The 21,017-nt window shown below is 41.9% G+C and carries 20 protein-coding genes; 13 read left to right on the top strand and 7 right to left on the bottom strand.

All coding sequences use genetic code 11. The features are described 5' to 3' along the window. Nucleotide 1 precedes the first annotated feature (1 nt). The 3 genes from AC13CC_RS10215 to AC13CC_RS10205 are packed head-to-tail and all read left to right on the top strand — an operon-like array spanning nucleotide 2 to nucleotide 2,966. Nucleotides 2-889 carry a mechanosensitive ion channel family protein gene (locus AC13CC_RS10215; RefSeq protein ID WP_482877611.1) on the top strand — a complete coding sequence of 296 codons (888 nt, stop codon included), beginning with the start codon at nucleotides 2-4 and terminating at the stop codon, nucleotides 887-889. 6 nt (nucleotides 890-895) lie between these two features. Then, a complete protein-coding gene (locus tag AC13CC_RS10210; protein WP_326278129.1) occupies nucleotides 896-1,792 on the top strand; it encodes a DUF6268 family outer membrane beta-barrel protein in 897 nt (298 codons plus the stop codon). 10 nt (nucleotides 1,793-1,802) lie between these two features. Then, nucleotides 1,803-2,966, top strand: a complete 1,164-nt coding sequence (locus AC13CC_RS10205; protein ID WP_482877610.1) for a sigma-54-dependent transcriptional regulator — start codon at nucleotides 1,803-1,805, stop codon at nucleotides 2,964-2,966. A gap of 2 nt (nucleotides 2,967-2,968) precedes the next feature. Here AC13CC_RS10205 and AC13CC_RS10200 read toward each other — a convergent pair whose 3' ends face one another. Next, a complete protein-coding gene (locus tag AC13CC_RS10200; protein ID WP_326277901.1) occupies nucleotides 2,969-3,679 on the bottom strand; it encodes a hypothetical protein in 711 nt (236 codons plus the stop codon). A gap of 182 nt (nucleotides 3,680-3,861) precedes the next feature. Here AC13CC_RS10200 and AC13CC_RS10195 point away from each other — a divergent pair, with 182 nt between their 5' ends. After that, nucleotides 3,862-4,746 (top strand): PPK2 family polyphosphate kinase, encoded by an 885-nt coding sequence (locus tag AC13CC_RS10195; RefSeq protein ID WP_482877609.1) that lies wholly within the window; start codon nucleotides 3,862-3,864, stop codon nucleotides 4,744-4,746. After that, nucleotides 4,743-6,140 carry a M20/M25/M40 family metallo-hydrolase gene (locus AC13CC_RS10190; RefSeq protein WP_326277897.1) on the top strand — a complete coding sequence of 466 codons (1,398 nt, stop codon included), beginning with the start codon at nucleotides 4,743-4,745 and terminating at the stop codon, nucleotides 6,138-6,140. Before AC13CC_RS10195 ends, AC13CC_RS10190 begins: the two co-directional genes overlap by 4 nt. 157 nt (nucleotides 6,141-6,297) lie before the next feature. Here AC13CC_RS10190 and AC13CC_RS10185 read toward each other — a convergent pair whose 3' ends face one another. The 6 genes from AC13CC_RS10185 to pepT all read right to left on the bottom strand — a co-directional run bounded on the left by AC13CC_RS10185 (nucleotide 6,298) and on the right by pepT (nucleotide 11,326). Next, a complete protein-coding gene (locus AC13CC_RS10185) occupies nucleotides 6,298-6,858 on the bottom strand; it encodes a PepSY domain-containing protein (RefSeq protein ID WP_482877608.1) in 561 nt (186 codons plus the stop codon). A 373-nt stretch (nucleotides 6,859-7,231) separates the two neighbouring features. Then, nucleotides 7,232-7,603, bottom strand: a complete 372-nt coding sequence (locus AC13CC_RS10180) for a VOC family protein (RefSeq protein WP_482877607.1) — start codon at nucleotides 7,601-7,603, stop codon at nucleotides 7,232-7,234. A gap of 130 nt (nucleotides 7,604-7,733) precedes the next feature. Next, nucleotides 7,734-8,783, bottom strand: coding sequence for a hypothetical protein (locus AC13CC_RS10175; RefSeq protein WP_482877606.1), 1,050 nt, complete (start codon nucleotides 8,781-8,783; stop codon nucleotides 7,734-7,736). Between the two features lie 43 nt (nucleotides 8,784-8,826). Next, on the bottom strand, nucleotides 8,827-9,450 hold the full coding sequence (locus tag AC13CC_RS10170; protein WP_482877605.1) for a hypothetical protein: 624 nt from the start codon (nucleotides 9,448-9,450) through the stop codon (nucleotides 8,827-8,829). 53 nt (nucleotides 9,451-9,503) lie between these two features. Further along, complete coding sequence (locus AC13CC_RS10165) at nucleotides 9,504-10,094, bottom strand: YdeI/OmpD-associated family protein (RefSeq protein WP_482877604.1); 591 nt, start codon at nucleotides 10,092-10,094, stop codon at nucleotides 9,504-9,506. A 2-nt stretch (nucleotides 10,095-10,096) separates the two neighbouring features. Then, nucleotides 10,097-11,326 (bottom strand): peptidase T, encoded by a 1,230-nt coding sequence (gene pepT / locus AC13CC_RS10160; RefSeq protein WP_482877603.1) that lies wholly within the window; start codon nucleotides 11,324-11,326, stop codon nucleotides 10,097-10,099. 103 nt (nucleotides 11,327-11,429) lie between these two features. Between pepT and AC13CC_RS10155 the strand changes: the two genes are divergently transcribed. The 8 genes from AC13CC_RS10155 to AC13CC_RS10120 all read left to right on the top strand — a co-directional run bounded on the left by AC13CC_RS10155 (nucleotide 11,430) and on the right by AC13CC_RS10120 (nucleotide 20,917). Beyond that, on the top strand, nucleotides 11,430-11,849 hold the full coding sequence (locus AC13CC_RS10155) for a hypothetical protein (RefSeq protein WP_326277885.1): 420 nt from the start codon (nucleotides 11,430-11,432) through the stop codon (nucleotides 11,847-11,849). A 56-nt stretch (nucleotides 11,850-11,905) separates the two neighbouring features. Further along, nucleotides 11,906-12,946, top strand: a complete 1,041-nt coding sequence (locus AC13CC_RS10150; protein WP_482877600.1) for a quinone-dependent dihydroorotate dehydrogenase — start codon at nucleotides 11,906-11,908, stop codon at nucleotides 12,944-12,946. A gap of 6 nt (nucleotides 12,947-12,952) precedes the next feature. After that, nucleotides 12,953-13,609, top strand: a complete 657-nt coding sequence (locus AC13CC_RS10145; protein ID WP_482877599.1) for a LysE family translocator — start codon at nucleotides 12,953-12,955, stop codon at nucleotides 13,607-13,609. A gap of 21 nt (nucleotides 13,610-13,630) precedes the next feature. Further along, on the top strand, nucleotides 13,631-14,494 hold the full coding sequence (locus AC13CC_RS10140; RefSeq protein WP_326277879.1) for a hydroxymethylglutaryl-CoA lyase: 864 nt from the start codon (nucleotides 13,631-13,633) through the stop codon (nucleotides 14,492-14,494). Nucleotides 14,495-14,632: 138 nt separating this feature from the next. Next, nucleotides 14,633-15,856: a DUF4856 domain-containing protein gene (locus AC13CC_RS10135; protein ID WP_326277877.1), complete on the top strand. Its 1,224-nt coding sequence runs from the start codon at nucleotides 14,633-14,635 to the stop codon at nucleotides 15,854-15,856. A gap of 104 nt (nucleotides 15,857-15,960) precedes the next feature. Further along, nucleotides 15,961-17,097, top strand: coding sequence for an imelysin family protein (locus AC13CC_RS10130; protein ID WP_326277875.1), 1,137 nt, complete (start codon nucleotides 15,961-15,963; stop codon nucleotides 17,095-17,097). Next, complete coding sequence (locus AC13CC_RS10125) at nucleotides 17,098-18,465, top strand: HTTM domain-containing protein (protein ID WP_326277873.1); 1,368 nt, start codon at nucleotides 17,098-17,100, stop codon at nucleotides 18,463-18,465. Further along, nucleotides 18,446-20,917 (top strand): TonB-dependent receptor domain-containing protein, encoded by a 2,472-nt coding sequence (locus AC13CC_RS10120; protein ID WP_482877597.1) that lies wholly within the window; start codon nucleotides 18,446-18,448, stop codon nucleotides 20,915-20,917. The genes AC13CC_RS10125 and AC13CC_RS10120 overlap by 20 nt, the downstream gene beginning before the upstream one ends. Nucleotides 20,918-21,017 lie beyond the last annotated feature (100 nt).

Raw genomic sequence — 21,017 nt, 5'->3', positions numbered from 1 at the left:
TATGCAAGAAGGCGCAGAAGAAATAAAGGGAATCATTACGAAAGATGTTTGGGGGACCATAAAGGAATTTTTGGACCTTGGATTCCATATTGGGGAGGGTGAAAAGGCTATAAATCTTACTATTGGACTTTTGCTATTGTTGACGATTACGATAGTGGTAACCAAATTTTTGCTGAAATGGCTACGCCGCATTTTTACCCGAAAAATGCAACAGGAAGACAAACAAAAGTTTTCCAGTGTATTCAAATTTATCCATTACGTCGTTTACCTCATTGCTGTATTGGTCACCTTAAGTGCAGCAGGAGTGGATATCACTTTGGTGATTACGGCCTCAGCAGCACTTTTTGTAGGTTTGGGTCTTGCATTGCAAGAGTTGTTCAAGGATATTCTCGGGGGTATTTTTATCATAGTGGATAAATCACTTCAGGTAGGCGATGTTGTTGAGGTTGATGGTAAGGTTGGTAAAGTCTTCGAAATAAAACTCCGAACCACAAGGGCCATTACCCGTGATGATAAGGTATTGATACTGCCCAACCACAAATTTATAAGCGATATTGTATACAATTATACCCAAAACCATAGAACCACTCGAGAAAAAGTAAGTGTAGGTGTTGCCTATGGTAGCGATGTGGATTTGGTGACCACTATTTTGGAAGAAGTGGCCCATACCCAAAAACAAGTGCTCAAAAATCCAAAACCATTTGTACTGTTCGAGGATTTTGGAGATTCAGCATTGATTTTCTCCATATACTTCTTTACCAACGATACCTTCCGAGATCCACGGATAAAAAGTGAAATGCGCTATAAAATCAATGCCAAGTTCAAGGAGAACAACGTTAGCATCCCGTTCCCGCAGCGCGATATACATATAATTCAGCCAAAACAATAGACACACATAAAAACCTCAACCCACCATATTGCAATTTGGAAGTGGTTCACTTTCATTGTAATACTTTGTAACCATAATTTATGGGCACAGAGCACAGATATTTTTAGGCTGGAATACCTTAATATTCCCGAGAACGATAGCGGCGTCAAGACACAGCGCTACAAAGCGTTGCTCAATTTCCCCATACAGCTGAACAACAATAAGGATTATCTGGTTACAGGTGCCGAATATAATCGTTTTGATATGGGGTATTCAGCAGACCTTCCATTTGATAAAAAAGAAATGATCCGCTTCCATGTCATCGATTTTAATTTGGGATTGATCAAAAAATGGAACGAGAATTGGAATTTTGTGGCCATATTGACTCCTAGATTGGCGTCCAATTTATTGGATGGTGTGCTGCAGGATGATTTTTTTATGAATGGCTCTGCGGCTTTTTGGAAAGAAAAACCAAAAGCAGATAAACCTTTTCGGGTGGTTTTGGGGCTGACCTACAACAGCACTACCGGGATTCCCGTACCGCTGCCCCTGATCCATTACTATAAAAAGTTTCACCCAGACTGGTCGTTTATAGTAGGAGTGCCAAAATCCAATCTTAAATATCATTTTGATAAAAAACACAGTTTGGAGTTGGCACTGTTCTTGGATGGTTACTTTTTAAATCTTCAAAACGATATTGTTTTGGATAATGGATTGGCAGCTTCCCGGATTTCGTTCAACACTTTGGTGGGTAGCTTGGGGTATCAGTACCGTATTTCCAAGAGCATGTCCTTTTTTGCCATTGTGGGAAGCAGTGTGTATCAAGAGGGCAAATTAAGGGATAAAGATCGTGGTGAGGTGTATTTGTTTAATAACGATGCAAATTTTTATATTAGAACAGGTTTCAAAATAGGAATATTTTAAAAAGCAGTATATGTCAAAAATTCTGATAATAGAGGACGAATCGGCAATTAGAAGGGTGTTGGTGAAAATATTGGCCGAGGAAAACGATGGTTATAATGTAGCTGAAGCAGAGGACGGCCTAGCAGGAATTGAAGTCATCAAAAAGGAAGATTTTGACCTAGTGCTCTGCGATATCAAAATGCCAAAGATGGATGGGGTAGAGGTTTTGGAAGCCGCCAAGAAAATAAAACCAGAGATTCCATTTATAATGATTTCAGGTCATGGCGATCTCGACACGGCAGTAAATACCATGCGGTTGGGGGCATACGATTACATCTCCAAACCACCGGATTTGAACCGATTGCTTACCACGGTTCGCAATGCCTTGGACCGAAAGGAGCTGGCCGTGGAGAACAAGGTGCTCAAGAAAAAGATTTCCAAGAACTATGAAATGATTGGGGAGAGCAAGGAGATAAATGCCATAAAGGACATGATCGAAAAAGTAGCGCCTACCGATGCCCGGGTTCTGATTACGGGTTCCAACGGTACCGGTAAAGAACTGGTGGCCCATTGGGTACACCAAAAAAGCCCCCGTTCATCGTCCCCATTTGTTGAGGTGAATTGTGCAGCGATTCCCTCTGAGTTGATTGAAAGTGAGTTGTTTGGACACGTCAAGGGTGCTTTTACATCTGCTGTTAAAGATAGGGCGGGTAAGTTTGAGGCGGCCAATAAGGGAACCATATTTTTGGATGAGATAGGCGATATGAGCCTTTCAGCCCAAGCCAAAGTACTTCGGGCCCTGCAAGAGAACAAAATCAGTCGCGTAGGTTCCGATAAGGACATTAAAGTAGATGTTCGGGTACTTGCAGCTACCAACAAGGATCTAAAAAAGGAAATAGAGGCAGGCAAATTCCGGGAGGATCTTTACCACCGTTTGGCCGTGATCCTGATCAAGGTTCCGGCACTCAACGAAAGGCGTGACGATATACCTTTGTTGATAGAACATTTCGCTAAAAAAATAGCATCCGAACAAGGAACAGGACAAAAGAGCTTCTCCAAAAAGGCCATAGAGCTGCTTAAAAGTTATGATTGGACAGGAAATGTACGCGAACTCCGCAATGTCGTGGAACGTCTGATTATTCTAGGAGGTAAGGAGGTAACCGAAGAGGATGTTAAACTATTCGCCAGTAAATAGGCCTAGTTGCAATCACCTAATTTCTCCAGGGCATCTTTGGCCAAGGTTTCAACCCTTTGGTAATATTCCTTTTTATGTTGCGATAGATTGGTCTTCAGCAAGTTCAAACGGGATTCTTCATAAATATTGGTAATAAATCTGTCAGCTTCTTCACAGTCCACATCAGAAACCACTTTATCCAAGGAAGACTCAAACCTCAATAAAGAGCCGTGCACCTGTTTTTTTACAGCAGAACCATGTGTCAACACCATCCCGCTCTCAAAGCCCAGAACTTCCTTGGTGTTCAGTACCAGCACATTGCTCCCGTAATCACTGGAGGTCTGTTGCCCGAATTCCTGTAATACATTAATGCCGATTATAGCGCTCTCCAAAGCTTGCTGCAATGCCACTTTGGATTTTGGTAAAACACTGGCTTTTGTAGCCGTTTTTAAATGGGAAAGTGTAATTTCCAAACTTTCAATGGCATCCTCGCAGCCACAATCCAAAAAATTGCCCCTCGTTTTTTCAATACCGTTCAACGCTTTGTAGGCGTGGTACTTGGTCATATTTAAATTATCGGCCACCATAGCCTCTTGGATTTTACTTTTGATATACTCTAAATTGGTGCTTGCATATTGGCAGGCATTTGCTGGAGTAGTGAACGAAGCCATGAGCCAAAGGCCGAGAAGACCAATAGCAAAGACTATAAGTAGGATAATCTTTCTGATTTTCATAACGATTTACAGATTTGGGACGCTGCGTCGTTGATAATCATAAAGTTACGAATTTCATCGTCCAGAGGAGAAAATAGATCGATTAAAGAACCAACTTTGGGTACAAGTGGTCAAAGTACCGATGAACTACACTTTTAATAAGTAGGTTGAAGGAGTAACCAAAAAGAATTATATTCATTCCTATGAAAGAAATCAAAACAGAAGACTACAAGGTAGTTGATTCGGTAAAGCTATCTGAAAAAGATACCTACGAGGATTTTGGATCATCCAAAAAGGAACTCAAAAAAGAATTGAAGGATATCCGAAAGGACCTTGGCGATTTTCAAGATACGCTCTACGCCCACGCAAAGTATGGAGTGCTGGTCTGTTTACAAGGAATGGACACCGCGGGCAAGGACAGTTTGATCAGGGAAGTTTTTAAGGATTTTAATGTAAGGGGCGTGGTGGTGCATAGTTTTAAGGTGCCGTCTACTAAAGAGAAAAAACACGATTACCTCTGGCGACACTACATTGCGCTTCCCGAAAGAGGAAAATTTTCTGTCTTTAACCGTACACACTACGAAAATGTATTGGTGACCAAGGTCCACCCAGAATATATTTTGGGCGAGAACCTGCCAAAAGCGGAAGCTGTGGATGATATTGATTATGATTTCTGGGAAAGACGCTACAGGCAAATCAATAATTTTGAAAAACATGTTGCCGATAATGGCACCATAATCTTCAAGTTTTTCCTGCATCTTTCCAAAGAGGAACAGCGGCAGCGCTTATTGCGCAGAATCCGCTTAAAACGAAAGAATTGGAAGTTTTCCCCGGGCGATCTGGAGGAAAGAAAACTTTGGGACAATTACCAAAAGTGTTATGAAGAGGCCTTGAACAGGACTTCCAAGGAACATGCCCCATGGTACGTAATTCCTGCCGATAACAAAAAAGCAGCTAGGGTAATTGTGGCCTCCATTATGATGGAAGCGTTAAAAAAGTACAAAGATATCGAAGAACCCGAGCTGGACGATGAAATAAAAGCTAATTTAGAAACCTTTAAACAAGAACTGGAAAAAGAAACCACATGAGAACAGTCCTACTTTTGGCCTTTTTGTTGGTCAGTACCCCATTTTTTTCGCAGACCGAGGACGAAAAACAAATAAAAGCAATTTACGATGAAGCCCTTACCAATGGCAAGGCTTATGATTGGTTGAACTACCTTTCCAATCAAATTGGTGGGCGCCTTTCAGGTTCCGTACAAGCACAACAAGCCGTGGATTATACCAAGGCACAATTGGACTCACTGGGCTTGGACAAGGTTTGGTTGCAACCCGTAATGGTGCCTAAATGGGTAAGGGGAGTTCCTGAATTCGCCTACTTTGAAACCAAGCCCGGATTAACTACCAACGTGCCCATTTGTGCACTTGGAGGATCAGTGGCAACACCCGCCGGCGGCTTAAAGGCCAACATGGTTGAAGTTGAGGGGATTGAGGATTTGGAAAAGTTGGGCCGTGATAAAATAGAGGGCAAGATCGTGTTTTACAACCGTCCTATGGACCCAACACTGATCAATACCTTCTCTGCATATTCAGGCTGCGTGGACCAACGCTATTCTGGCGCGGCCGAAGCCGCAAAATATGGGGCATCGGGCGTCATTGTGCGCTCCATGAACCTTCGCTTGGATGACTATCCACATACAGGCTCCATGAGCTATGGTGATACTCCGGTGAACCAACGGATACCAGCGGCTGCCATTAGTACAAATGGAGCGGAATTGTTGAGCACTACGCTTAAATTAAATCCTGATGTCAAATTTTATTTCAAACAAAACTGTAAGCAACTGGAAGATGTGCAATCCTACAACGTAATCGGAGAAATTACGGGCAGTACCTATCCCAACGAAATTATGGTAGTGGGCGGTCACTTGGATTCTTGGGACTTGGGAGATGGTTCCCACGACGATGGAGCTGGCTGTGTACAGAGCATGGATGTGTTGAGGCTTTTAAAAGAAACGGGATATCGACCCAAACGAACCTTGCGCGTTGTCCTTTTCATGAACGAAGAAAATGGGATGCGAGGTGGCAATAAGTATGCGGAAGTCGCCCGCACCAAAAACGAACAACACATATTTGCATTGGAAAGTGATTCTGGCGGGTTTACGCCTAGAGGGTTCTCCATTGATGCTTCTCCAGAAAACGTTCAACAAATTCAAGGTTGGAAGGATCTGTTCGAACCGTACTTGGTCCATCTGTTTTACGAAGGAGGAAGTGGTGCGGATATAGGTCCGCTAAAAGAAGATGGAATAGTATTGGCGGGATTGCGACCCGATACCCAACGCTATTTTGACCATCACCATGCCGAGAACGATACTTTTGAGCACGTGAACAAGCGCGAATTGGAGTTGGGAGCAGCTACGATGGCCAGTTTGGTTTACTTGATCGACAAATATGGAACCATTCCTACCAAAAAGATAAAGGGATAAACTTCGTATATTTTGAGAATGAAAAATTAGTCAGTTCGAGTTCGTTTTCGCAACAAAGTGTAGGAACTCATATCGGGTGCACAAAATTTGCTTCAAAAGCATCTTTTGCACCCCTATTTTATCTTTTTCTCCCTCCGTAGCTTTGCTAAACAGGCTCTTAGGCTTTGTTTACTTTTCGCATTCGCTTGGGCCCGTACCAGAGCCAAAATCCAGTAATGGTGAAAATCAAAAGGGAAATACCCATTACCGAAGTGTACACAAGTTTTATATAACCGTTTGTTCCGAGGTAATCATCCACAATGGAAGCATCGTGAATGTTTTCCATAAAATCTGACCTTCGTTTTCCAATGGATAAAACATTGCCATTGGCCCCATCTAGTTGTACTTCGTAAAAAGAGTCCACAAAAAGGAACTTGACCGATCCTTTTTCCTTTCGCATATCAATACGGTCTACCTTAAAAGAGGCGTTTGGTACTTCGTTGTTAATTGTATTCAGTGCTATGGTATGCAGGCTATCAACAGGCAGCCATTTTTTTAGTTCTGCTGTAGTTCCTTGTTGTGTTTTTGGGAGAATGTATCCGTTGGAGTTCTTTTTCCAGCCCAAAATGAGACCGGATACGGAAATAAAAAAGAAAAATATAAATAATAATGCTCCTGTGGTTCGGTGTACTTTTCTAAAAATGCGTAATATTTTGGCTTGCTTCTTCCTTTTGCCCATTCCTGCCAGTTAAAACTCTAAAGATCATTAAATTTTATGAAAGTATGATGCTTGCCAATACCCGAACTGAAAAAATAAGCCCGTATTTAACATAAATTTTGGAATATGAAGGAGGATTGATGGATTGGTCAATCAAAACAGATGAATTGCCTGTAAAAGGAGTACCTAATACGCCGATGGCCAATTTTGCCTAAACAGGAGGGAAGCGAATCACAATTGCTGCGATTGCAATAAGCTTTTTGTTGAAGGATTTGATTTTTCTGCCAACTAAATCAATGGAAAAGCCCAAGGCCAATAATCCTGCGCCAGCAATCAAGAAATCGAACAAAGATCAATTGACTTCGGATGAGAAGTGCATCGCTATAAATGGTATTTAATTATGGACTTGACAAACCTCCAAAATATTTCCGTCAGTATCGTGAATAGTAAAGTATGTCGCAACATGATCATTAATAATTTCACCAACAGCTATACCATTTAGTTTTAACCTTTGATGTGCTAAATGTGCATCAGAAGTACGAAAAATAGGGTAAGAGGCGGTATTGGGATTTAACAAAATCTTTTTCTCAGTTTCCCAAATTGTTAGGCTTGTAGGGCTAAAAGTATCCAGAACGACCAACTTTAGTTTTCTGTCCTCATGAACATTTTTAAACCCAAGCTTTTCGGTGTACCAAGATTTAGCTTTTTCAATGTCCGATACTCTTAAAATCACGGTGTCTATTCCTTGTAAAAAGTGATTCTCCATTATTTATTTATTGTTAGTTATCTCATTGTTTTGCTATTACAGATAACACTTTAAAACTATGATTTGTTTTTATATGATTTATATATCTAACGATTACTGAAACAATTACAGCACAAGAAATGAAGTTATTTCATTTTTCAGTTTTATATAGAAAATCAGCTGCAGCAGAACTCATTTTTTTATAATCGTGTCCTATGTTCGGGACTACTTCTATTTTCCAACCAAACTCCTTGCCCAGTTGTGTGGCAATCTCTTTGGATGTAGAATAAAAATATTTTCCACGCTCAAATCTGAACAAACCTTGTTGGTCCATTTCGGGGGTATGTCTTAAGTCTCCTCTAGTTTCGTTGGCATTATCTTTTTCTCCCAAAAAAAGTATTAGATTGGAGCTGAAATCCACATCAATGGCCGATGTGACGCCATTTTTAAGTCCGTATGGAAACTCAACCATATCTGTTGGAACCGAGTACCAACCAGAATTTGATGCCAAAATCCTATTTGCCTTATTCTTGGGTTTAAAAATTGCAAGCCTATGTAATATTTGTCCTCCTGCTGAATGCCCGAACATGTCATAAGTGTTGGAATCTAAATTGAGTTTTCCTTTGACCAAATCAAAAATTCGGTCAAAATCATTGAAAATCCATTGGTCATGGTTGCGATTTATACTAAATCCAATCATAGCGGTTCTTTCTTGGTTGATTTTTACATCAGTAATCATCCCTGCCAAATTGTAACTCCAGAATTCAGGATAATATTCCTCGGAATATTCTGGGGAGAGTATGAGCAAATTGTATTGTTCGGCTTTCTCAATCCAAGCATCTCGATAATCATCTCCATTTCTGCCAGCTCCGGGAATTACCATAATCACATTTGATCTAGGCGTGAAATTGGTGGGTTTATAGTAATGGACTGCTATTGTTTTTTCTTTTTGAAATCCGCCCTCTATTATAAAATTACCTGTACCTTTTTGAATATTTAATTCGTTTACCCTCGCCTTTTTATCTGGAACCAATCCACTCTTTTTGATGAGTTCCATATTACAGTGCAGGCAAGTTCCCGGTTCGGAAAAAGTCAATTCGTCACAAGATAAGTCACAAGGCGTACAAACAAATTCCTCTTTTTTGTTTTGACACGAAAGCAATATAAAAAAGAGTAAAGGGAATAGTAAATTTGATTTCATTGATTGATGATTTTTGAGAAACTTAAATATCAAAATTTAAAACTTATTTATAATCATTAATGTACCAATTTGAATTCGGAAAGTCTGAACGTTTTCTGGTCAGTGAAGGCCTTCCTTTCAAATGATTGTCAATCACGTAATATTCGTACTCCGATATTCGCTTCGCTTTTATTTCTTTTTCTATGAGTTCTCGAACTTGTTTCCAATACTTTTTTGGGGCATGACGGAATATTATAGCTGTCCGAAACTTTTGATCACACCCCAAGCTTCTTCTGGTGACCCAACCATTTTCTTTTACAATTTTGATTAGCTCTTCGGTATTAGCGGCGTCAATTTTTTCTTGCTTCTTTGCCAATGATTTATTTTCTGCCATTTTGGGCTTAATGTGATGGGACAATAATTTGAAAGATAAATGCTTGATTTTACCTTGTTCATGTTCAGGCAGAAGTTCAAAAGTCTGTTGGGTATAACCTTTGGCCTTAATGAGTGAGTCTAAAACCAATGGGTATACGTCATTGATGTTTTGGTCGCTGCCTCTGTACTTTTGGTCAGCAATTGCCATTTCGTGAAGCTTTTTACATAGTTCAGGATCATTTACGTTATTATCAAACTTCGGACTTGAGATTTGAAAAAGGATTAGAGGTAATAGAATAAAGTGAAACATCATGTCAACTATTCGATCAATGAACTGCTTTAAAAAATCATTTGTCCAACTATAAACTACCTATACCCATCATTCAACCCAACACCCTCCTTGATCATAGGCAGTATTTTGGCCAACCGCCGGAGTTTGGTTTTTTCCTGTTTGGCTTCGGCGATGTATTCGCAGAACTCTTTCTGTTTATAGGACGTAAACTTTTCAAAAGCGGCCTTTAACGCAGCATTTTTGGAGAATTCGGATTGCAATAGCTCAGGAATAACAGCTTTTGAAGTTCTTTCAGCCTTCACTTCCAGTCCCTTTTTCTGGTGCTCCAAGGCTTCAACCATATAGGCCAACACCATTTTTTCGTCAACTTCGTTCAAACTATGGAACTTCCAATGGCGCATGCCCTTGGTTTTGCCTTCCTGCGCATTTTCCAGTACTTTTTTGGAATCCGTTAAAAACACCCCATTAAAAAACCAAATCCCAAAATGCCCCTTGAACTTACAAATACCAAAAACATTCTTGTTGTTCCAAGTGTACACGGGAATACTCCATTTAAAATCTTCTTGGGCTTCTGTTTTTAAGGCAATTTCACGTAGAAAACCTATGCCCTCCCTGAACGGATGCTCCTTTTCGTAATAGCTCTCTAATTTTTCAGATTTTTCCACAACTATCTGATTTGAATAGCAGTAAGTTCGCAAATTTTCACGATTACCTTCACCGCTTTCTCCATACTTTCCAAAGGAACATACTCGTATTTACCATGAAAATTGTGTCCCCCGGCAAAAATATTGGGGCAGGGCAAGCCCATAAAGCTCAATTGGGAACCATCAGTTCCCCCTCGAATGGGTTTTATTATGGGCTCGATTTGGAGGGATTTCATCGCTTCTTCGGCAATCTCCACAATATGGAACATGGGTTCTACCTTTTCCCGCATGTTTTTGTATTGGTCTTCAATCGTCAGGTTGACGTACTCCCCGTATTTGTTGTTGAGTTTTTCCTTGATGTCGTTCAATAAATCTTTCCTTGCCTCAAAATGGACCGCATCGTGGTCTCGAATAATGAGTTCTATCTCCGCTTTTTCAATTTCGCCCTTTATGTTGTGCACATGAAAAAAACCTTCCCTACCCGTGGTGTGTTCGGGAGCCTCGCTAGGAGGTAGGTGGCTTAAAAAATCGTTGGCAATTCCAATGGCGTTGACCATTTTGTTTTTGGCATATCCCGGGTGCACACTTTTTCCCGTTACGGTGATTTTGGCCTTGGCCGCGTTGAAGTTTTCATATTCCAGTTCGCCCACTTGGCTACCGTCCACGGTGTAGGCCCATTCCGCCCCGAATTTTTTTACATCAAATTTGTGTGCACCGCGACCAATTTCCTCGTCTGGAGTAAAGGCAATCCGAATTTTACCGTGTTTAATCTCGGGGTGATTGATCAAGTATTCCATAGCAGTAATGATTTCCGCGATCCCCGCCTTGTCATCTGCACCCAACAAAGTGGTGCCATCCGTAGTAATCAACGTTTGACCCTCGTAGGCTTTTAGGTCTTCAAAATAATCGGGAGACAATACAATGTTTTTCAACTTGTTAAGCACAATATCCTTTCCATCATAATTCTCAATAATCTGGGGCTTTACATTTCTGCCCGAAAAATCAGGGGAAGTATCAAAATGGGAAACAAAACCAATGGTGGGCACTTTTTTTTCCAAATTGCTGGGCAACGTAGCCATAATGTAGGCGTTCTCATCAATGGAGACTTCTTGCATACCAATCTGATGCAGTTCCAATACCAATTTTTTGGCCAAGTCCCATTGCTTTTCCGTACTGGGTGTGGTTTTGGAATAGGGGTCGCTTTGCGTATCCGTGGTTACATATTCCAAAAATCGTGGTAATAATTTTTCCATGGTCAGTGTTTAATTTGTTCAAAAATAATGCTTATTCAAACGTAATTTTGCAAATCAAAGGCATTAATAAGTATCTTTCCATAACCATTAACAGCAACCTCAATTGAAAGCGGTAGTATTATTTCTTTTTTTGATTTTTTGGTTTTGCGGGTTTGCCCAAATGGATTGTATATTGGGTGTGGGCGGACGGGACAACGAAACCATAACCAAGGTTTTTGAGTTGACAGAAGAGCAACAAGAGAACTTGAGGAATTGGAGTGCCGAATTAAAAATCCGGAACGATTTTTTAAAGGATAAGGCAACATATCTGATGAAAAAGAACAAGGAAAGCCCTCCCGAGGTATTGATTACCGTTTCCAAGCAATATGCTACCATACTGGACAGCATGAAACAAAACGTGGGAATGATTGATAAAAGATTACTGAGGAGCTTCAATAATACCCAATATGAAAGGTATTTAAAATTATGTGGTCAACTAAGCTTGCGTCCTATCCACATTAATAGGTCCGTTGACGAAAATTGACCGAATTGTTAAGAACTGTTTTAAGAGTTTTTATTTTTGTCCAAAATCCATTTTGAATGTATAAAATCCTTATTCGCCCGGTACTTTTTTTGTTTGATGCAGAAACCGTGCACCACTTTTCCTTTTGGGCCATTAAGTTTTTTTCAAAACTGGGTTTAAGCCGTCTATTTAGGAGGTCCTTCACTTTGAATGACCCAAAGCTGGAGCGCGAGGTTTTTGGAGTGAGGTTTAAAAACCCTGTGGGTCTTGCGGCTGGTTTTGATAAAAATGCCAGTCTTTACAACGAGTTCTCCGATTTTGGTTTTGGTTTTGTAGAAATAGGCACGGTAACCCCAAAGCCCCAGCCCGGCAATCCAAAAAAGCGGTTGTTTCGCCTACGCGAGGATAATGCGATCATCAATCGAATGGGATTTAACAACAAAGGTGTTTTTGAGGCTGTGGAACAGTTAAGGAAGCCGCACCGCGTTATAGTTGGGGGAAATATTGGGAAGAACAAGGTAACGCCAAACAAAGATGCCATTAAGGATTACTTAATTTGCTTCGAAGCATTGTTCGAGCATGTGGACTATTTTGTGGTAAACGTGAGTTCTCCCAATACCCCGGGGCTTCGGGAGCTTCAGGATAAGGAACCTTTGACCAAATTGTTGAAAAAACTCAAAAGCCATAACAGTAAACTGGCGAAAGGTTCAAAACAGAAAGAGAAACCAATTTTACTAAAGATCGCACCGGATTTGACCGATGATCAACTGTTGGACATCATAGCGATTGTTGCGGATACCCAAATTGATGGTGTAATCGCTACGAATACCACCATAGAAAGAAAAGGATTGAAGTCGCATTTGATCTTATCCGAAGAAAAGGGCGGCCTTAGTGGAAAACCCTTGACCAAACGGAGTACCGAGGTGATTCGTTTTTTATCTGAAAACAGCAGAAAGGCATTCCCGATTATTGGAGTGGGTGGTATACATTCACCAGAAGATGCATTGGAAAAATTGGAGGCGGGCGCCGATTTGGTGCAACTCTATACCGGTTTTATTTACGAAGGCCCCGGACTTATCAAGAAAATAAACAAGGCCATTTTGGAAAAAATGGACTAAGGTTATATGCACAGTTTGTTTTTATTTCTGGAAACCGTCAATTACCCCATACTGATCGGGTTTTTGGTGTCATCGCTCGCTTTGGCCATTTCACCGGGCCCGGATAATATTTTTGTACTTACCCAAAGCATCAGCAACGGAACAAAATCGGGATTGGCCACGGTTTTTGGATTGGTCTCTGGCTGTTTGGTGCATACAACCTTGCTTGCTTTTGGGGTTTCGGAAATCATCAAACGGAGCGATGCGTTATTTTTTGCCATCAAGCTTTTTGGTGCCTTGTATCTTTTGTACTTGGCTTATCAAGTTTACCGTAGTGATGCATCCATACTTCTGGATAAGGAAAATAAACCGACCAAAACACCCGTAAAGCTCTTTTGGACAGGTTTTACAATGAATGTGCTCAACCCCAAGGTGACCATCTTCTTTTTGGCCTTTTTCCCAGGGTTATTGTTTAGTGAAGAACTCAATACCGTAATTCAATTCTACATTTTAGGGCTGCTTTTTATGCTTTCTGCCCTCATTGTTTTTGGCGCAATTGCAGTACTTGCGGGTAAAATTTCCAAATACCTCACAAGGCATAACAAGGCTGGACTATATTTAAAATGGGTGCAGATCGTTGTTTTTGTGGGGATTGCCATTTATCTATTTCTATCGGATAAATAAGTGCTATTTTTACGGAAGCCTATGCCAAAAGTAAAACTCATAGAATGTCCACGGGACGCCATGCAGGGTATAAAGACCTTTATCCCTACAGATGAGAAGGTGAAGTATATCCAATCCTTGTTGGGCTGTGGTTTCGACACCATCGACTTTGGAAGTTTTGTGTCGCCAAAGGCCATCCCTCAAATGCAGGATACCGCAGAGGTGTTGGCACGGTTGGATTTATCACGAACGCAAAGCAAGCTTTTGGCCATTGTGGCCAATGTTCGTGGGGCGGAAGACGCTTGCAAACACGATGCGATTGATTATTTGGGGTTCCCTTTTTCCATTTCGGAAAACTTTCAGATGCGGAACACGCACAAGACCATTGCCCAATCGGTGGAAACGCTGAAGGGAATCTTGGAATTGGCCAATGCTCACGATAAAGAAGTTGTGACCTATATTTCCATGGGATTCGGTAATCCGTACGGAGACCCTTGGAATGTGGAGATTGTAGGGGAGTGGACAGAGAAACTGGCCGAGATGGGAACCAAAATCCTCTCATTGTCGGATACCATCGGAAGTTCTACTCCAGAGGTGATTGATTATCTGTTCTCCAACCTGATTCCAAAATATCCCGAGATTGAGTTCGGCGCCCATTTGCATACCACCCCCAGTAAATGGTATGAAAAAGTGGATGCTGCCTATAGAGCAGGTTGCAGACGTTTTGATGGTGCCGTACAGGGATTTGGCGGGTGTCCCATGGCCAAGGACGAGCTTACAGGCAACATGCCGACCGAAAAAATGCTTTCCTATTTTACTACGAACAAAGCCGATACCGGAGTAAATGGGATGGTTTTTGAAGCAGCATTCAATAAGGCAACTGAGCTTTTTTCCGTATACCATTAGCTTTTATGGAACAATGCTTAATCCAAATGTTAAAACAAAATCCATTTAAATTAAGTCTAATTAAATTTGGAGCAATGTTTTTTGGACAATATATTTGCCGGGTATATTATTTGAATTTAATCTAAATAAACAGCCAAAATGTTACTAAGGAGAATTTTTTTATTGAGTTTGCCTATTGCCTTGATCACTTCATGTTCCAACGATGATTCCGAGGATGTAGATTCAATAATTACCATCGATAATCCAACCACCTATGTTTTTGAAAGAAATGGAGAGAGTTCAGTGAGTTTTGGAGGTCAGACGACACGAATTTTGATGGCCGAAGAAATTATAGGTAAACTAAAGGATGATACCGCAACTGCCGATGCCCTAAAGGCCATGTTTGCCCATGAAGAAGGTGCCAGTGACTTTGCTGATGCGGATTTGAACGCTTCAGACAAAAATCTTAGGGGCAAAACCGCAGCGTCTTTCGATTTCTTTTCCACCAATGCCACCGATCAAGCACTCGTCAGGGCCGATTTTGAAAACTGGATACAAACTCAAGTGGATGAAGTGTTCCCTAATTGGAATACTGCCGCAGCAGCCGGAACCGCCGGCCAAATTGCCGATGGTTCTTCGACCAGGTATGTTACGGGCAAAGGATTGGAAATGAACCAGGTCTTTAGCAAATCATTGATTGGAGCATTGATGGTCGATCAGATTTTGAACAATTATATCAGTTCAGACTTTATAGATGGCGGTACCCAAAGAACGGACAATGATGAAGGTGTTTTGGCCGAAGGAAAGAACTATACGGCCATGGAGCACGATTGGGACGAAGCTTATGGATATGCCTTTGGAACCGCGCAGGACTTGGCAGACCCAAGGTCCACGATCGGGGAAGACGACAGCTTTTTGAACAAGTATATTGGTCGAGTTGAAGGGGATAGTGATTTTGTGGGGATCAATGACGATATCTATCAAGCCTTTAAATTGGGCCGTGCTGCCATTGTGGCCAAAGATTACACCGTAAGGGATGAACAGGCCGAAATCTTACGCGAACTAATTTCACGGATAATCGGGATTAGGGCTGTTTATTATATGCAGCAAGGAAAAAATGCAATAAATCAAACAACGCCAGATTATGGCGGTGCGTTCCATGATTTGTCAGAAGGGTATGGTTTTGTGTACAGCCTACAGTTTACCCGTAAGCCCAATTCAACCGACCCTTACTTTACCAAAGCGGAAGTTGATGCTTTTCTGGCCGATTTAATGGATGATGGGGACAACGGATTGTGGGATGTGACCCCGGAAACCTTGGATGCCATTTCAACAGGCATAGCCGAAAGATTCAGCTTTACGGTGGAACAGGCGGCAAACTGAATATAGTTTGAGATTTGGGTGAAATAAGGTGGAGCCTGGTTGGATCCCACCTCTTTTACTACCTTTGGATATTGTTTAATTGGAATAAATAATAATACATTTAGATGAAAAGAAAATGGTATTTTGTTTTTGTGGTCGCGTTGGTCATTTGGGGCTGTTCTTCAGATAGTTCGGATGATCCAGGGGCGGGGAGCAACGAAGAATTGCCCGTTTCCTTTGACAGAAGGGCCATGTTGGTCAATTGGGCGGATAATATCATTGTTCCATCATACAGAGCTTTCCAATCCGAGCTCTCAGACTTAAAAACCGCTTTCGAAACATTTTCCTCCAATAAAAATATGGATAACCTTGTTTTATTTAGAGAAGCATGGGTGGAGGCTTATCTGGCTTGGCAGAGCGTATCCATGTTTGAGACAGGGCCTGCAGAAACCATCGGATACCGTTTGAATATGAACACATATCCCACGGACACCGATTTAATAAACTCGTTTATTTCTACGGGCAGCTACGACCTATCCTTGCCTGCCAATAGGGATGCAAAGGGATTTGCGGCCTTGGATTACCTATTGAACGGTCTGGAGGATACGGACGCAGGTTTGGTGATTAGATGGACAAGCGGTACGGAAGCCGATAACACCATGGATTACATAGCAGCATTGTTGGCCGATATGACCTCGCTCACGGATAGTGTGGTCGGGGAATGGGAAGGTAGCTATCGCAATACCTTTGTGGAGAACGATGGCTCTTCCGCCACAGCTTCAGTGGATCGTTATGTGAATGATTATATTTTTTATTACGAGAAGTTTCTTAGGGCCGGCAAAATGGGAATTCCCTTAGGTGTGTTTTCCGGAACCCCGGCGCCCAATACCCTAGAGGTTTTTTACAGCCCAGACCTGAGCAAAGCCATGTTCTTGGCAGGACTGGGTGCCGTTCAGGATTTTTTCAACGGAAAACATTTTGGGTCCAACACCACAGGAGAGAGCTTGGCCTCTTATTTAAATGAGTTGAATACACTGAAAAATGGGGAGGACTTGTCACAACTGGTCAATGACCAAATGGATCTTGCCCGTAGCATGGTTATGGACTTGGATAGCTTTAGGAACGAAATTGAAAATAATTCTCCCCCTACCAATATGTTGCTTGCTTATGATGAAGTGCAACGGGTAGTACCTTTTTTTAAAGTGGATATGGTATCGGCAATGAGCATTAGTATTGATTTTGTTGATGCCGATGGTGACTAGATGGCACCGAACCTGGATAAATACCTGCATAGGAATGTAGAGGCCGCCCCTTTGGCGGTCTTTCGGATTTTTTTTGGACTGATGATGCTCTGGAGCATTATTCGGTTTTGGGCCAATGGTTGGATAGAGAAATTGTATTTAGAGCCCAAATTTCATTTTTCGTACTACGGTTTTGAATGGGTAAAGCCCTTGGGAACGCCAACGTACCTTGTTTTTATCCTATGTGCCATTTCCGCAATTGGCATTGCCCTGGGATATAAATACCGGCTTTCCATTGGTCTTTTCTTTTTGTCCTTTACATACATAGAGCTAATGGACAAGACCACCTACTTAAACCATTACTACTTTATCAGTATACTGTCCTTTTTAATGATTTTTCTCCCGGCCAACGCTTATTTCTCGGTAGATGCAAAAAGGGGCCATATCAAAGCTTTCCAATATGTCCCAAAGTGGACCATTGATGGTATAAAACTTCTGTTGGGGATTGTGTATTGCTACGCAGGATTGGCAAAACTCAACTCGGATTGGTTGATAAAGGCCATGCCCTTGAAAATTTGGTTGCCCTCCAAGTTCTACATACCCTTGATCGGAGATTTAATGACAAAGGAATGGGTGCACTATACCCTTAGCTGGGGAGGTGCCCTATACGATTTGACCATACCATTTCTGCTCCTATGGAACAAGACCCGTTATTTGGGCTTCTTTTTAGTGGTATTTTTTCATGTGCTGACCCGTGTTTTGTTTCCAATAGGCATGTTTCCCTACATCATGATCTTGTCCGCTCTCATTTTTTTTGATGCCAAACTGCACCACAGGATCCTGGCCTACATTTCAAAAATAGTGGGAGTTGCAAAAAGTCAATTTGACAATGGAAAGGTGTCGCCCTACAAAGAAGGGGCCTTTGGAAAACTAAAATATGGCCTGGTTGCCCTGTTTTTTGCAATACAGCTACTTTTTCCATGGCGATACCAATGGTATCCCGGAGAATTGTTTTGGACCGAGGAAGGCTATCGGTTTTCTTGGCGGGTCATGTTAATGGAAAAATCCGGTTATGCCCAGTTTAAAATTGTGGACAAGGTGACCAAAAAATGGTTCTATGTGGACAACAAGGACTTTTTAACCCCTTTTCAAGAAAAACAAATGGCTTTTCAGCCAGACTTTATTTTGGAATATGCCCATTACCTTAAACAGCACTTTGAGAAGGACGGACATCAAAATATAGGTGTTTATGTAGAAAGCTATGTAGCACTGAACGGGCGGCTTAGCCAGCCCTTTATAGACCCCAAAGTGGATTTGGCACAGGAAAAAGATTCATTTAAACACAAAACGTGGATATTACCATTTAAGGATGAGATCAAAGGAATTTAGAAGCACCGCTTTTCTTTTACTATTTTCAATATTGGCCTGGGGACAGGTTGATCTTTCAGGTAATGTGACAGATGCCGAAAACCGCCCCGTGGCAGGGGCAGAAGTGTACATAATCCAATTGCAAAGGCTGGCCACGACCTCTGAAAATGGTGATTTTCAATTTCACAATGTCCCTACCGGAACGTACAAACTGGTTGCCTTTGCCTTTGGCATGCATGTCTACGAGCAGTCCTTGGAGATAAAAAAGGACACTTTCCTACTTCTTACATTACAACCTTTGGGGGAGCAACTGTCGGAGGTAGTGCTGACCGAACAAAGAGAGAAAGTTTTTGGACTTCAGAAACTTGATAAAGTTGAGGGAACGGCCATTTATTCAGGCAAAAAGAGTGAAGTGGTCCTGATTGAAAACCTGACTGGAAACCTTGCCGCCAACAATCCCCGCCAAATCTACGGGCAGGTAGTTGGACTGAATATTTATGAAAATGGGGATGCCGGCCTGCAGTTGAACATTGGAGGTAGGGGATTGGATCCCAACAGAACCGCAAATTTCAATGTTAGGCAGAATGGTTATGACATCAGTGCAGACGCTTTGGGATATCCCGAAAGCTATTATACTCCTCCGGCCGAAGCCCTGAGTGAAATCCAGGTGGTCAGGGGAGCGGCCTCATTGCAGTATGGTCCTCAGTTTGGGGGGTTGGTCAACTTTAAGTTCAAGAAGCCCAACCCATTTAAAAAGTTAGAACTGGTATCAAGACAAACAGTGGGCTCGTACGACCTGTTCACTAGTTTCAACAGCCTAAGTGGAACTATAGGTGACTTTAGCTACTACACGTATTTTAATTACAAGCAAGGAAATGGGTTTCGCCCCAACACCAACTTTAATAGTAGAAATTTTCACGGCCACTTTGGGTATCAAATTTCCGAGAGGACCAAGTTGACCCTGGAGACCACATTTTTTAACTATCTGGCCAAGCAACCGGGCGGGTTGACCGATGCACAATTCTTGGAAGACCCATCATTCAGCAATAGAAATAGAAACTGGTTCAATGTGGATTGGAAGCTTTTTTCTTTGCGGTTGGACCATCAGCTTTCAGCAAAAACAGATTTTAGCCTAAATCTTTTCACCCTGGATGCCACCAGGAACGCGTTGGGATTTAGGACCAATCGTGTTTCACAACCAGATGACCCCAATGAGCCCAGGGAGTTGTTGCAGGACAATTTTCAAAACTGGGGGGGAGAAGGCCGGTTGCTGACCCGTTACCAAATAGCTGAAAGAAACCAGGTGCTTTTGCTCGGGGCCAAATACTATCAATCATCCAACGATCAAAGGCAGGGGCCGGGAAGTACATCCGATGCTCCGGAGTTTGCTTTTGCCGATGATGAGTTTCCCAATTACGAGAGACAGTCCCAATTTGAGTTTCCCAATCTAAATCTGGCGGTATTTGGCGAGAATATTTTCACAATTTCAGATAAGTTCTCCATAACCCCCGGTTTTCGCTTTGAGTACATAAAAACGGAAGGGAAGGGAAGTTATAGAAATATTGTTCTGGACTTGGCAGGAAACCCCCTTCTCAATGAAGAGGTTCCCGATAACAGGACCTTTGAGCGGAATTTTGTATTGTTGGGCCTGGGCGCCACATACAACCTGGGCACGGAATCCGAACTTTACGCCAACTTCTCACAAAACTACAGATCAGTGACCTTCAATGATATTCGGGTGGTAAACCCCTCCTTTCAGGTAGATGAAAATATTTCTGATGAAGATGGGTTCACTGCTGATCTGGGAACTAGGGGGCATATAGGTGAGTATTTAAATTATGACCTAAGCGTCTTTGGCTTGTTGTATGATGATCGGTTGGGAGAGGTCCTTCGGAACGAAACCAGGGTAAATGCACAAGGGGAACTAGTGGAGACCGGCAGAATAGTTCGGTTTAGGGGAAATATAGGGACTGCCTTTATGTATGGTCTCGAGAGTTTTGCAGATGTTAATCTAAAAGAACTTTTCTTTAGGGGAAACGACAAACTAAGACTGAACTACTTTGTTAATTTGGCCCTTACAGATTCAGAATATCTTTCTTCCGATGAAAATAATGTAGAGGGCAACCAAGTGGAATTCATACCCAAGATCAATCTAAAGACCGGGGTGAGTTTTGGTTATGGCAACCTTTTGGGGAGCTTGCAATACACCTATTTGTCAGAACAATACACAGATGCCACCAATGCGCCCCAAGATGTGAACGATAACCAAAGGGGGATCGAGGGTACAATACCGGCTTACGACATCTTGGACCTGTCCCTGTCCTATACCTATAAAAGATTCAAATTGGAGGCAGGAATAAACAATGTACTGGATAATTCATATTTTACACGTAGGGCTACAGGATATCCTGGGCCGGGAATCATTCCTGCTGAACCCAGAACCGTTTATACCACCTTGCAATTTAAACTATAAGAACTGCCCAAATATGAGAAGCAATGGCGAATGGTTTGCTGACTACCTTTCCCAAAGAGCTTGGGCTTTTTATCGCAGTTTTTATAATTGTCCTACCGAT

This window comes from Flagellimonas sp. L-11 (assembly GCF_056857735.1).
Note: the sequence above shows the minus strand (reverse complement) of the source record. Positions and strands in the feature narration are given on the sequence as shown.